Origin of the sequence: Kitasatospora sp. NPDC091257 (genome assembly GCF_044757675.1) — a bacterium.
GTDB classification, from domain to species: Bacteria; Actinomycetota; Actinomycetes; order Streptomycetales; family Streptomycetaceae; genus Kitasatospora; species Kitasatospora lactacystinica.
Map to the genome: position 1 here is coordinate 1 of NZ_JBIVVI010000099.1, position 13,049 is coordinate 13,049.

11 protein-coding genes are annotated in these 13,049 nt (G+C 73.3%); 10 read left to right on the plus strand and 1 reads right to left on the minus strand.

What is annotated here, in order from left to right:
* The 10 genes from ACIQOV_RS07145 to ACIQOV_RS07190 all read left to right on the plus strand — a co-directional run.
* Positions 1-2,708 (plus strand): hypothetical protein (locus tag ACIQOV_RS07145; protein WP_401045849.1); only part of this gene is annotated, 2,708 nt, incomplete at its 5' end.
* Between the two features lie 162 nt (positions 2,709-2,870).
* A complete protein-coding gene (locus ACIQOV_RS07150) occupies positions 2,871-2,948 on the plus strand; it encodes a putative leader peptide (protein ID WP_107086570.1) in 78 nt (25 codons plus the stop codon).
* A 196-nt stretch (positions 2,949-3,144) separates the two neighbouring features.
* A complete protein-coding gene (locus ACIQOV_RS07155; RefSeq protein WP_401045852.1) occupies positions 3,145-3,801 on the plus strand; it encodes a cysteine dioxygenase in 657 nt (218 codons plus the stop codon).
* A complete protein-coding gene (locus tag ACIQOV_RS07160) occupies positions 3,795-4,181 on the plus strand; it encodes a rhodanese-like domain-containing protein (RefSeq protein WP_401045854.1) in 387 nt (128 codons plus the stop codon). Before ACIQOV_RS07155 ends, ACIQOV_RS07160 begins: the two co-directional genes overlap by 7 nt.
* Positions 4,182-4,395: 214 nt before the next feature.
* Complete coding sequence (locus ACIQOV_RS07165) at positions 4,396-5,610, plus strand: ABC transporter ATP-binding protein (RefSeq protein ID WP_401045857.1); 1,215 nt, start codon at positions 4,396-4,398, stop codon at positions 5,608-5,610.
* The gene (locus ACIQOV_RS07170; protein ID WP_401045860.1) at positions 5,597-6,268 is read left to right on the plus strand and encodes an ABC transporter permease; all 672 of its coding nucleotides are present in this window, start codon (positions 5,597-5,599) and stop codon (positions 6,266-6,268) included. The genes ACIQOV_RS07165 and ACIQOV_RS07170 overlap by 14 nt, the downstream gene beginning before the upstream one ends.
* A complete protein-coding gene (locus ACIQOV_RS07175) occupies positions 6,265-6,942 on the plus strand; it encodes an ABC transporter permease (protein WP_401045863.1) in 678 nt (225 codons plus the stop codon). Before ACIQOV_RS07170 ends, ACIQOV_RS07175 begins: the two co-directional genes overlap by 4 nt.
* Positions 6,943-6,987: 45 nt before the next feature.
* Positions 6,988-7,935, plus strand: coding sequence for an ABC transporter substrate-binding protein (locus ACIQOV_RS07180; protein WP_401045866.1), 948 nt, complete (start codon positions 6,988-6,990; stop codon positions 7,933-7,935).
* A 186-nt stretch (positions 7,936-8,121) separates the two neighbouring features.
* Complete coding sequence (locus ACIQOV_RS07185; RefSeq protein WP_401045868.1) at positions 8,122-8,691, plus strand: hypothetical protein; 570 nt, start codon at positions 8,122-8,124, stop codon at positions 8,689-8,691.
* A 555-nt stretch (positions 8,692-9,246) separates the two neighbouring features.
* Positions 9,247-11,304 (plus strand): glycosyl hydrolase family 18 protein, encoded by a 2,058-nt coding sequence (locus ACIQOV_RS07190; protein ID WP_401045871.1) that lies wholly within the window; start codon positions 9,247-9,249, stop codon positions 11,302-11,304.
* A 161-nt stretch (positions 11,305-11,465) separates the two neighbouring features.
* On the opposite strand, the gene ACIQOV_RS07195 is transcribed toward ACIQOV_RS07190, so the two are convergent.
* Positions 11,466-12,794: a multidrug effflux MFS transporter gene (locus ACIQOV_RS07195; RefSeq protein WP_401045873.1), complete on the minus strand. Its 1,329-nt coding sequence runs from the start codon at positions 12,792-12,794 to the stop codon at positions 11,466-11,468.
* Between the last annotated feature and the right edge of the window lie 255 nt (positions 12,795-13,049).

Consider the following 13,049-nt stretch of genomic DNA (forward strand, 5'->3'; position numbering starts at 1 on the left):
CCCCCTTCGCCGCCGCCACCGCGCTCGCCACCGTCAAATGGCTCCTGCTCCTGCCCGCCGGGGCGGTCGCGGCAGGACTCCTGGTGGTGACCGCCACCCGCGCCGTACGCGGGCTCCGGCCGGCGCGGGCGAGCGCGAAGGCCCACGGCACCGACTCCCCCGAGCGCCCGGCGCTGATCCCGCCCTGGCCGATCGCCACCCGGCACGGCGCCCCACCGGCCGCCGCCGCGTCTCCGGACGCCCACGGCCCGCCGGGCGCCCGGGACACCCCGGTCCGGCATGCCCGCTGGCGCGACGCCGCCCGGGTGCCGCCCGGCCGCGAACCCGCCGAACTCGGCTTCTGCGCCTCCGGCGGCGGCATCCGCTCGGCCTGCGTCACCCTCGGCGCGCTCCAGTCGCTGCGGCCCTGGCTGAAACGGGCCCGCTACCTCGTCTCCGTCTCGGGCGGCGGCTACACCGTCGGCGCGCTCCAGCTCGCGCTCAGCGACTCGGCGCCCGGCAGTCCGGTGCACGCCGTCTCGGGCCTGACGGCCGACACCGTGATGGAACCCGGCTCCCCCGAGGAGGACCACCTCCGCCGGCACGGCAAGTACGTCGCCGACGGCGCCGGCGAGTGGCTGGTCGCCCTCGGGACGCTGCTGCGTGGCGTCCTGTCCGCGCTCACCCTGCTGCTGGCCGCCGTCCTGACGCTCGGCCTCGGGCTCAGCCGCTGCTACCGGGCCGTACCGCTCACCGACCTGAGCCACCTGGCGGCCGCCGGGCTGCGCCACACCGACGCCGCACCGGGCCCGTTGGAGTTCCGGGTGCCCGCGCTCGCCGCCCTCGGCGTGCTGCTGGCCACGGCCGCCGGGTGCTGGCTGCTCTGGCTGCTGGCCTTCCCGTCGCTCGGCTGGCAGGCGCTGCTGCCGCGCGCCCTGCGCCGGGCCAACCTCGGCCTCCTCGGGCTGGCCGCCCTGCTGGCCGTCGGGGTGCTGGCGGTGCCGGAGCTGGCCTGGGGCGCGGTGCGGCTGCAGCAGGCGCTGGCGGCCGGGCCGCAGCTGACCGGCGCGGGTCTCGGCCTGACCGTGGCGCTCAGCTACCTGGCGCTGCTGCTCGGCATACTCTGGCGCGACCGCCGGTCGCCCGGCCGGGGTGCCACCCCACCGGGCCCGGCGGGCACGGCGGACGGCGGCACCGGTCACGGCGCGGGCCGTCCCCGCGGCGGTCGTGCCGCCGGCCTGCCTCAGACCCTCGTGGTGTGGTCCGCCCTCCTGGCGCTGACGGCCGGTGCGCTGCTGGCCCTCGGCTGGGCGGTCGCCACCGGGTACGCCTGGCCGACCGCCGTCCAGGTGCTGCTGCCGCTGCTGCTCGGCGCGGTCGGGCTGAACCTCGACCAGACCTGGATGAGCCTGCACCCGTTCTACCGGCTGCGACTGGCCTCGGCGTTCGCGGTCCGGCGCGCCACCGAGGGCGGCCGGTCGGTGGCCCGCCCGTACCACTTCTTCCGGGAGCAGACCTGGCTGAGCCACTACGGCGCCCGGCGCCCCGACTTCCCCCAGGTGATCTTCTCGGCGGCGGCCAACCTGTCGGGCAACTCCCGTACGCCGCCGGGCCGTCCGGCGGTCTCCTTCTCGCTCTCGTACGACTACGTGGGCGGTCCGGACATCGGGTACGCGCGCACCGACCTGCTGGAGCGGCGCACCCGTCCGCACATCGCCCGGGACCTCACCGTGCAGTCGGCAATGGCCGTGTCCGGCGCGGCCTTCTCCTCCGCGATGGGGCGGGAATCCCGGGTCCACCAGCGGCTCTTCGCGGTGACCAACGCCCGCCTCGGCACATGGCTGCCCAACCCGGCGGTGCTCGGCCCGGACTGGTCCGGCCCACCGGACTGGCGCCGCCCCGCGCAGCCGGCCGTCCGCCGCCTCCCGTACCAACTGCGGGAGCTGATCGGGCGGTTCCCGGCCGACGACCGCTTCCTGCTCACCACCGACGGCGGCCACTACGAGAACCTCGGGCTGGTCGAGCTGCTGCGGCACCGGGTGGGCACGGCGGTCTGCATCGACGCCAGCGGGGACGCGGGCTACGCCGTCAAGCTGGCCGCCGCGATCACCCTGGCCCGCGAGGAGCTGGGCGTCGTCATCACCCTGCACGAGCCCGAACTGCTGATTCCCGGCAGCGCCGCCGACCGGCCCACCGACCGGCCCACCGGGGGCGGCGGTGCGGACGACGGCGCGGACCATGGTGCGGACGACGGCGCGAAGGACCGCACGAACGACCGCGCGAGCCGTCGGCCACCCTTGCGCGGGCTCGCGGCGCAGCTGTCCGCCCGGCTCTCGGCCCGGGCGGTGATCACCGGGGACATCCACTACCCGGACCTGGACGAGGGGCCAGGGGCAGTCCGGCACGGCCGGCTGGTCGTCCTCCAGGCGGTACTGACCCCCGACATGCCGTACGAGCTGCACGCCTACGCGATGGCGAACCGGGCCTTCCCGAACGACCGCACCAGCGACCAGTGGTTCGACCACCAGCAGTTCGACGCCTACCAGACACTCGGCCGCCACCTGGGCGAGCAGGCCGCGCCCCTGGTCGAACAGGCACTGGCCGACCAGGCACTGGCAGGACCGGCGCCGGGCGCCGGCGGGTCGGTGCCCGCGCAGCCGACGGGCGACACCGCGTCGGCGCCGCCCGCCACGAGTCCACCGGTTCCGCGCCACCTGGTCGAGGAGTAGAGGTCGAGGAGTGGACGAGGGACGGTCGAGAAGGACGGTCGAGGAGTGCTCGAAGGGCGGTCCGACCGGCGGCCGACGGGTCCGCCCGGCACCGACAACGGGCGGCGGCGGGCCGTCGGCTCGGCTTGACTTCGTCCGGTTCGCTCGGGAAAGATCCGGCGCATGGACTCCGGCGCCACTCTGGTCTGCCGCCTGCACGTCGATCTGCGACGCCAGGCGAGTTCCATCTGTGCCTGTTGACCTTGCTCTCCCCCGCCGGTCCCGCCCTGTGACGTCCGCCAGGTCCCGCGCCGCGCACCCGCACCCGCAGTTCTGACTCCTGCCCCGCCCCGGCGCACCCGTTCGTGCCGAGCCGCTCCGTCGGCCCGCGCCCGTCCGACGCCGCCGGACGCCGGGCGCTTCCCGCCGACGTTCCCGCCGCACCCGAGGACGCCCCATGAGCCCGAGCCCGAGCATCAGCCGCCACACCCGCCCGGCCACCGGCCCCGAAGCCGACATCGACACCGGCACCGGCACCGACGCCAGTGCCGGTGCCATCACCACCGCCGACACCATCGGCACAACCGCCGCCGCCGGCTCCGCGAGCCCGGCGAGCGCCCCCGAGCCACCACCGCCGCCGCCCGCCGGGGACACCCCCGCGCCGCTCACCCCCAGCACCCTGCGGACCATCGTCCGCGAGCTGGCCGAGCGGCCCGACGAGTGGATCCACCACGTCCGCCTCTCCACCGAGGAGCGCTGGTACCGCCGCCTGGCGGCCGACGAGGACCACGAGGTGTGGCTGATCAGTTGGCTGCCCGGCCAGTCCACCGGCTTCCACGACCACGGCGGCTCGCGCGGCGCCTTCACCGTCGCCCTCGGCGAGTTGGAGGAGCTGTCCCTCGGCGGCCCGGAGCAGGGCCTGCTGATCCGGCGGATCCCGGCCGGCACCGCCCGCGCCTTCGGCCCCGAGTACGTGCACGACGTGCGCAACACCGCCGTCGGCCCTGCCGTCACCCTGCACGCCTACTCGCCGCCGCTGAGCTCGATGGCGCACTACGACCTGCGGGCCGGCGGGCTCGTCCGCACCTCCGAGGAAGGACCGGAACAATGGTGACCACGATCGACGACCTGGTGGAGCGGGCCCGGCAGGGCGTGCACCGGCCGCGCGCCCGCGAGGCCTACCAGGCCCAGTTGGACGGCGCGCTGCTGGTGGACATCCGTCCGGCGGCGCAGCGGGCGGCCGAGGGGGGGATCCCCGGCTCGCTGATCATCGAGCGCAATGTGCTGGAGTGGCGGCTCGATCCGACGGGCAGTCACCGGATCCCCGAGGCCTCGGGCTACGACGTCGAGGTGATCGTGGTCTGCTCCGAGGGCTACGCCTCCAGCCTGGCCGCCGCTTCCCTGCGCGAGCTGGGGCTGCACCGGGCGACCGACCTGGACGGCGGTTTCGTGGGCTGGGCGGCCTCCGGTCTGCCGACCCGTCAGGGCGGCTGAGGTCGCAGTCCCACCGCGTGCCGGGCGGTAAATCAAGGACAGGAGATGATGCAGGTCATAGTCTGATCAGAGTTTCCGCCGGTCCAAAGCTGGGCAGCCACGCGGGCGGAAGTACGCCCGGGCGCTTGAAACCGCCGTCACCGAACGACCCGACCGAACGACCGAACGACCCAGGCGCCGCCTCCCCGGGGCGCCCTGACGAGGAAACTCCCACGTGATCAGATTCGAGGGCGCCGGAAAGCGCCACCCCGACGGCACCGTCGCGGTCGAGGGCCTGGACCTGGAGGTCCCGACCGGTCGGATAACCGTCCTGGTCGGCCCGTCCGGCTGCGGAAAGACCACCCTGCTGCGCATGGTCAACCGAATGGTCGAGCCCACCTCGGGCCGGGTCCTGCTGGACGACACGGACGTCGCGAAGCTGGAACCCGCCAAGCTGCGCCGTGGCATCGGGTACGTGATCCAGCAGGCCGGGCTCTTCCCGCACCGCAAGGTGATCGACAACATCGCCACCGTCCCCTACCTGCTCGGCTGGGACCGCAAGAAGGCCCGCGCCCGCGCCGCCGAACTGCTCGAACTGGTCGGACTCGCACCGGAGACCGCCAAGCGGTACCCGTTCCAGCTGTCCGGCGGCCAGCAGCAGCGGGTCGGCGTGGCGCGGGCGCTGGCCGCCGACCCGCCGGTGCTGCTGATGGACGAACCGTTCAGCGCGGTCGACCCGGTGGTGCGGGCGGGGCTCCAGGAGGAGCTGCTGCGGCTCCAGTCCGAGCTGCACAAGACGGTGCTGTTCGTCACCCATGACATCGAGGAGGCCGTCCGGCTCGGTGACCAGGTGGTGGTGCTCCGCGAGCGCGGCCGGGTCGCCCAGCTGGCCGACCCGCACACCCTGCTCACCACCCCCGCCGACGAGGGCGTGGCCGCCTTCCTCGGGCGCGACCGGGGCCTGCGCGGCCTCGGCCTGCGCCCCGCCCGGGCCGTCGAGCTCCGCCCAGTGGGCGACGGACTCCGCTACGGGGGATGGGAGTTGGCCCTGGACGACGAGCGCCGCCCGATCGGCTGGATCGACCGCGACGCCGTCGTCGCCGAACTCCAGCCGACGGCCGGCTTCCACCCGGACACCGACACCCTGCGCACCGCGCTGGACGCCGCCGTCCTCTCCCCCGCCGGGGTCGCCGTGGCGCTGGACGCCGACGGCCGGGTCACCGGCACCGCGAGCCGCGAGGCCGTCCTCGCCGCGCTGCGGCCCGACGCCTCCGGTCCGTCGGCCGCCGATGCCCCCGTCCGCATCGACAAGTCCCCGATCGCCGGGAGCCACGCGGACGACGCGAGCGACACGGGCGGCACCGGCCGCACCGGCCGCACCGCCGGCACGAGCGGCACCGGCCTCACGGACGGCACGGACGGCACGGACGGAGCCGATGGTGGACGATGAACCGATCGTCCGCTGGTACTGGATCGGCGATCACCTCGGCTACCTCGGCCACCTGCTCGCCGACCACGCCGTGATCGCCCTCGTCCCCGTGCTCATCGGCCTGCTGCTGGCCGTCCCGCTCGGCCTGGCCTGCGCCCGCTACCCCCGGCTGTACCAGCCGCTGTCCGCCGTGTTCAACATCGTCTACGCGCTGCCCTCGCTGGCCGTGTTCGTGGTGCTGATCCCGTACACCGGCCTCGCCACCCAGGCGACCGTGATGATCCCGCTCACCTTCTACGCCCTCGCCGTGCTGCTGCCGACCACCGTGGACGGACTGCGCGCCGTCCCGGACGCCGTCCGGCAGGCCGCGACCGCGATGGGGTACGGGCCGTGGCACCGGCTGACCGCGGTCGAGCTGCCCGCCGCCGTGCCGTACCTGATCGCCGGACTGCGGGTCGCCGCGGTGTCCAGCATCTCGCTGGCGAGCGTGGGTGCGCTGGTCGGCCGCGGCGGGCTCGGCTACCTGTTCGTCGACGGCTTCCAGCGCACCTTCCCGACCCCGATCGTGGCCGGCATCGCGCTGATCGCCGTCCTGGCACTGGCCGTCGACCTGCTGCTGGTCACCGCCCGGCGGCTGCTCGCACCCTGGGCCGTCCGGGAGAAGGGAGCCGGCTCGTGAACTGGCTGAACTGGCTGGGCGACTTCTTCACCGCCCCGGACCACCTCAGCGGGCCGGACTCGATCGCGCACCGGGTCGCCGAGCACCTGCTGCTCTCCGGCGAGGCCCTGCTGTGCGCGACGCTGCTCGCCGTCCCGCTCGGGCTGTTGATCGGCTACACCGGGCGCGGCGTCACCGTGGTGACCGCGTTCGCGGGCGCCGCCCGCGCCCTGCCCACCCTCGGCCTGGTGACGCTGGCCGTGCTGCTCGCCGGGGTCGGCGACACCGCCGTACTGATCCCGCTGGTCGCCCTGGCCGCGCCGCCGTTGCTGGTGGCCGCCGTCGAGGGGGTGCGCGGCACCGACCCGGACGTCCGGGACGCCGCCCGCGGCATCGGGCTGACCCACCCCCAGGTGCTGCGGCAGGTCTGCCTGCCCTCGGCCGCGCCGACCCTGCTGGCCGGCTTCCGCACGGCGACCGTGCAGGTGATCGCGACCGCCACGGTGGCCGCCTACGTCGGTCTGGGCGGCCTCGGCCGCTACGTCATCGACGGGCTGGCGACCCGCAAGTACGCCGTGACCGTGGGCGGCGCGCTGCTGGTGGTGCTGCTCGCGGTCGCCGCCCAGCTGTTCTTCGCCCTGCTCGCCCGGTTCGCGCTCCCGCCCGGGGTGCGCGCCCAGCAGCGGCCCCACTGACGTCCGTCTCCCCTCACCTCCCGTTCCGGAAGGACATTTGTCATCATGTCGACAATCAACCGAAGCCGTCGCGCCGTCGTCCTCGGCACCCTCGCCGCGCTCGCCCTCGGCGCCACCGCCTGCGGATCCTCCGGCGGGGACCCGCTCGGCGGGGGGTCGAGCGCCTCGGCCCCGACAGGCGGCTCGGGCGGCTCAGGCGGCTCGGGGTCGACGGTCGTGGTCGGCTCGGCCAACTTCCCGGAGAACGTCCTGCTCGGGTCGATCTACTCGCAGGCTCTCAAGGCCAAGGGCGTCAAGGTCCAGGAGAAGTTCAACATCGGCAGCCGCGAGGTGCTCTACGGACAGCTGCAGAGCGGCAACCTGACCGTCCTGCCGGAGTACAACGGCTCACTGCTCGCCTACCTGGACCCCAAGTCCACCGCCGCCACCACCCAGGACGTCAACGCGGCGCTCACCACGACGCTGCCCGCCTCGCTGGGCCTCCTCGAATCGTCCCCGGCCGAGGACAAGGACTCGCTCAGCGTCACCCAGGAGACGGCCGACAAGGACAACCTCAAGAGCATCGCCGACCTCGCCGCCAAGGCCGGAGAGTTCACCATCGGCGGGCCGCCGGAGTTCAAGAACCGTCGCGAGCAGCAGCTCAAGGACGTCTACGGACTGACCTTCAAGGAGTGGAAGCCCACCGCCGACACCACCGCGAACGCGGTCAAGGACGGCAACATCCAGGTCGGCAACGTGTTCACCACCGACCCGAAGATCGCTCAGTACAAGCTCGTCCCGCTGGCCGATCCGAAGAACATCTTCGGCGCGCAGAACGTCACCCCGCTGGTCTACAAGGCGGGCGTGGACGCGACCGCGACGGCGGCGCTCAACGCGGTGTCCGCCAAGCTCGACACCGCCGGGCTGGTGGCTCTGATGAAGCGCGTTTCGGTGGACAAGGAGGACCCGTCGGCGGTCGCCAAGGACTGGCTGAAGTCCAACGGGCTCGGCTGACGGCGGTCCGGCGCGGACGCCCCCGGACGCCCGCGGACGCCCGTGGATACCTGCGGACGCCCGCGGATCGTGAACGCGGCGGCCCGGAGGAGTTTCCTCCGGGCCGCCGCCCGCCGTTCCGGCGATCCTCCTGAGCCACCGGAGACACCTTCCCTTCCATGCCGCGAACATGACACTCTGGGCGCCATGCGCACTCGTCTCCTCGCCGCCACCCTCACGGCACTCGCCGCGGTGAGCCTCGCAGCCTGCTCCAGCTCCGGATCGGGCTCGGGCTCGGACAAGGCCACCTCCGCGGCCGGCTCCCCCACCGCCTCCGCCGCATCGACCCCCGCGCCCTCCGACGCCGCCACCACACCCGTGGCCCCCGCGCCCGGCTCGGCCGCCCCCACGGCCGACGGCGCCACCGGCGCTCCCGCCCCCGACGCCGGCTCCTCGGGAGCCCCCGCACCGGCCAAGCCCGCCCCGCCCACCGACGCCGGACTGCCCGCCAAGCCGGGCACCGACCTGGCGACCAAGCTGGTGTCCGCGCTGGACGCGATCGACCCGGCGATCGTCGGCGGCAAGCCGGAGCAGGCCGTGGACCGGGCGCGCAACCAGTGCCAGTCGATGTACCAGTTCCCCAAGGACAAGCAGAAGCTGGTCGACCTGGCCAACCAGCGCTTCACCTCCGCCGACCACCCGCAGGGCTTCGGCCCGGACACCGCCGCGAAGATCAACGAGGCGCTGCTCTCCACGCTCTGCCCGCCGTCCCGCTGACTCCGGCCACCGATCCAGGCCACTGATCCAGGCCACCGATCCGGGCCGACAGGTCCACGGATCCGCGACACCATGAACCGCCCGGTGTCCTGAGCGCCGGGCTGCCGTGGCCGCGCCCCTTTCCGGGATGCGCGGCCACGGCCTTCTCGTTTCGGGGCCTCTCGCCGTCACCGGCACCGACTCCAGCACCGGCACCGTCCCCTCCCGCCCCCTTTCACCACGCGGACCGTGTGCTGACGAACTGTTAGGTCTCTTGACAGACCAGTGGTCTAGTCCAAACATAAGCATGTCGATCCGACCGGGATGCACTGTGGGGGTGTGACCACCGGCGGCTGAGGCACTGCCCTGCCTTGCTCCGCTCCACCCCCGCTCCGTACGGCGCGCATGCGCACGCCGCCCGCGTCCGCGCGAGCCGGTGGGCGTTCGCACGCCCGCACGCCCGTACTCCCGATATCCGCACCGGTCCCGGGATCGCGGCCGACCTCACTCGGCCGCCCCGCCCGGACCGACCGCACCTCCCCAACGTCCTGCCCCACCAAGTCTGTTGGAGAATCCATGCGCCTTCGCAGAACAGTCCAGGCCGTGTTGACGGCCTGCGCCACACTGGCCGCCTCGGCCGGCCTGGTCGCCGCCGGGACGAGCTCCGCCCAGGCCGCCACCCCGCTGCCCAGCCGGGTCTTCGCCCCCTACTTCGAGTCCTGGACCGGCCAGAGCCCGGCCCAGCTGGCCGCGCAGTCCGGCGCCAAGCACCTGACCATGGCGTTCCTCCAGGCCGCCACCAAGGGCTCCTGCACGCCGTACTGGAACGGCGACACCTCCAAGCCGGTGTCCTCCTCCACCTTCGGCGCCGACATCGCGACCATCCGCGCCAACGGCGGGGACGTGATCCCGTCCTTCGGCGGCTACACCGCCGACAACACCGGCACCGAGCTGGCCGACAGCTGCACCGACGTCAACCAGATCGCGGCCGCTTTCGAGAACGTGATCACCACCTACGACGTCAGCCGGATCGACCTCGACATCGAGGACAACTCGCTCACCAACAGCGGCGGGATCGACCGCCGCAACAAGGCGATCAAGCTCGTCCAGGACTGGGCGGCCACCAAGGGCCGGACCATCCAGTTCTCCTACACGCTGCCGACCACCCCCTCCGGACTGGCCGACAGCGGCCTCGCGGTGCTGCGGAACGCGGTCAGCAACAACGCGCGGATCGACGTCGTCAACATGATGACCTTCGACTACTACGACAACGCCACCCACGACATGGCGGCCGACACCCAGACCTCCGCGCAGGGCCTCTACAACCAGCTCGCCAAGCTCTACCCGTCCAAGACCCCCGCCCAGCTGTGGGGTTCGATCGGGATCATCGAGATGATCGGTGTCGACGACTTCGGCCCGGCCGAGACGTTCACCCTGGCCAACGCCAACACCGTGTACAACTGGGCGGTCTCCAAGGGCATCAACACGCTGTCCTTCTGGGCGCTCCAGCGCGACAACGGCGGCTGCCCGGGCACGGCCGGGAACGACAACTGCTCCGGGATCACCCAGAACACCTGGGACTTCAGCCACATCTTCGCGCCGTTCACCAGCGGCTCGACGGTGAACAACGACTTCTCGGTGTCGGTCAGCCCGAACTCCGCCACCGTCACCGCCGGTTCGTCCACCTCGGCGACCGTCGCGACGGCCGTGACGGCGGGCTCGGCGCAGAGCGTCAACCTCACGGTCAGCGGGGCCCCGGCCGGCGTCACCGCCACCGTCACCCCCGGCAGCGTCACCGCCGGCAACAGCGCCACGCTCAACATCAGCACCATCTCCGGTGTGACGCCCGGGAGTTACCCGATCACGGTGACCGGATCGGCGGCCTCCGGCAGCCACACCGGCACCTTCACCCTGAACGTCACCGGCACCCAGCCCGGCAACGACTTCTCGGTCGCCGTGAACCCGAACTCCGGTACGGTCGCGGTCGGTTCGTCCACCTCCGCCACCATCACGACGGCGACCACCGCGGGCTCGGCGCAGACCGTCAACTTCTCGGTCATCAGCGTCCCGACCATCGGCATCAACGCCACCGTCACTCCTGGCAGCGTCACCACCGGCAACAGCGCGACGCTCAACATCAGCACCACCTCGGCCGCGACTCCGGGCACCTACCAGCTCGGCGTCACCGCCACCGGCCCCTCCGGCAGCCACACCGCGGCCTACACCCTGACCATCACCGGAACCGGCCCGACGACCGGCCTGGTCAACGGTGACCTGGAGAGCGGCAGCCTGACCCCGTGGACCTGCCAGAGCGGCGGCGCCGTGGTCTCCACCCCGGTCCACTCCGGCACCAAGGCGCTCCAGGCGGCGGCCACCGCCGGCCAGACCGGCGAGTGCTCCCAGACCGTCACCCTGAAGCCCAACACCAGCTACACCCTGAGCGGCTGGGTGCAGGGCAACTACGCCTACGTCGGCGTCAGCGGCGGCGCCACCGCCAGCGCCTGGACCAGCTCCTCCGGCTGGACCAAGCTGTCCGTCCCCTTCACCACCGGCGCCAACGGCACCGTCACCGTGTACCTGCACGGCTGGTACGGCCAGGGCAACGTGTACGGGGATGACTTCTCCATCGCCTGAGTCCGCTTCGCGTGACGAATGACGGATGACAGCTGACAGATTTCATTTTCTGTCAGCTGTCATCCGTCTTCTGTTCGCTGATCCCTGTTCCCTGTTATCTGTTCGCTGTTCTCTGTTCCCTGTCGTCCGTTCGTCGGCGTCCGTTCGCCGCTGTTCGCCCGTCAGCCGCCCGCCGCCCGCATCCGCTCCGGCCGGCACAGCGCCAGGTACGCCACCGTCGCCAGCACCCCGCAGACCAGGACCACCAGCGCCAGCAGCACGGCGGACGGCCGACCGCCGAGGCTGCTCAGCGGTGCGACCACCGCACCGCACAGGAAGTTGCCCGTCCCCAGCAGCGCCGACGCCGTGCCCGCCACCTGCGGCTCGACCAGGCCGAGCGCCTGGGCGGCGGTGTTCGGCAGCAGTACCCCGAGGCTGCCCATCATCACGAACAGCGGCGGGCAGAACCCGGCCAGCCCGAAGTCCCACACCGTCGTCAGCAGCACCAGCGCCGCCCCGGCGGCGACCGCCGCCGCGAGGCTGCCCAGCATCAGCGCCCGCTGGGTGAAGCGCGGCGCCAGCACCCGTCCGTTCACCTGGGTCATCACCACGATCGAGAACGAGTTCAGCCCGAACAGCAGGCTGTAGGTCTGCGGCGAGACCTGGTACACGTCCTGGAGGACCGTCGACGACCCGCTGATGTAGCCGAAGAGCGCCCCGAAGGCGAGGGAGCTGGTCAGCGCCAGCCCGAGGAACGGCAGGTTGCGCAGCAGCCTCCCCATCGTCCGCAGGGCCGCACCGACCCCGCCGCGGTCCCGGGTCTCCGGCGGCAGCGTCTCGCGCAGCACACCGAACGAGACCAGGGTGAGCAGCAGTCCGAGGGCCGTGAGCACGCCGAAGGTGCCGCGCCACGACGTGAACCGCATCAGCTGCGCACCGATGATCGGGGCGAGGATCGGCGCCAGCCCGGAGATCAGGGCGATCGAGGCGAGGAAGCGCAGCAGTGCGACGCCCTGGAAGCGGTCCCGGGAGACGGCGCGCCCGATCACCAGCCCGGCGGAGCCGGCCGCGCCCTGGACGAAGCGGCCGACGATCAGCACCGTCAGGTTCGGCGCGAACACGCACGCCACGCTGGCCAGGGTGTAGAGGACGAGCCCCGCGAGCAGCGGCCGACGGCGCCCGTAGCGGTCGCTGAGCGGCCCGAAGAGCAGCTGACCGGCCGCGACCCCGAGCATCGAGAAGGTCAGGGTGAGCTGGACGGCGGCCGGCTGGGCGACCAGGTCGTCGGCGATCGCGGGCAGGCCCGGGAGGTAGAGGTCGGTGGTGAGCGGGCCGAGCGCGGCGATCCCGCCGAGGGCGGCGATCACGGCCCAGCCGGGCCGGGCCTGGCCGGTGGCGGTGGCGGGGGCCGGGGCCGGGGCGGCAAGGGACGCGGGGTCGGGAGTGGTGGCGGGTGCGGGAGCGGCAGCGGTCGACGTGTCGTCGGTGGGGCCGACGGTCGGGCCGGGCATGGTTCTCCTTACGGACGGGTGACGCGGGGTTCGTTCGCGCTCCGTCCTATCGCAGCCCGGGCCGGTTCCGACAGCGGGGGTGCACGCTGTTCGGCCGTGGGGGTGCGTCCGGCGGTCGCCCCGCTGCCCGGCCCGGCCCGCACACGACGACGGCCCGCCCGCACCTTCCGGTGCCTGGCGGGCCGTTCCGTTCCGCTCCCCGGGCCGAAGTGGCCGGGAGGAGTCCTCGGCAGTGGTCGGGGGGGCCGTCGCCCG

What these genes read in the sequence shown, in the direction of transcription:
- ACIQOV_RS07160 (WP_401045854.1), top strand. Translation starts at nt 3,795, where the DNA reads ATGGTGACCACGATCGACGACCTGGTGGAGCGGGCCCGGCAGGGCGTG.
- ACIQOV_RS07185 (WP_401045868.1), top strand. Translation starts at nt 8,122, where the DNA reads ATGCGCACTCGTCTCCTCGCCGCCACCCTCACGGCACTCGCCGCGGTG.
- ACIQOV_RS07195 (WP_401045873.1), bottom strand. Translation starts at nt 12,794, where the DNA reads ATGCCCGGCCCGACCGTCGGCCCCACCGACGACACGTCGACCGCTGCC.
- ACIQOV_RS07155 (WP_401045852.1), top strand. Translation starts at nt 3,145, where the DNA reads ATGAGCCCGAGCCCGAGCATCAGCCGCCACACCCGCCCGGCCACCGGC.
- ACIQOV_RS07190 (WP_401045871.1), top strand. Translation starts at nt 9,247, where the DNA reads ATGCGCCTTCGCAGAACAGTCCAGGCCGTGTTGACGGCCTGCGCCACA.
- ACIQOV_RS07150 (WP_107086570.1), top strand. Translation starts at nt 2,871, where the DNA reads ATGGACTCCGGCGCCACTCTGGTCTGCCGCCTGCACGTCGATCTGCGA.
- ACIQOV_RS07180 (WP_401045866.1), top strand. Translation starts at nt 6,988, where the DNA reads ATGTCGACAATCAACCGAAGCCGTCGCGCCGTCGTCCTCGGCACCCTC.
- ACIQOV_RS07170 (WP_401045860.1), top strand. Translation starts at nt 5,597, where the DNA reads ATGGTGGACGATGAACCGATCGTCCGCTGGTACTGGATCGGCGATCAC.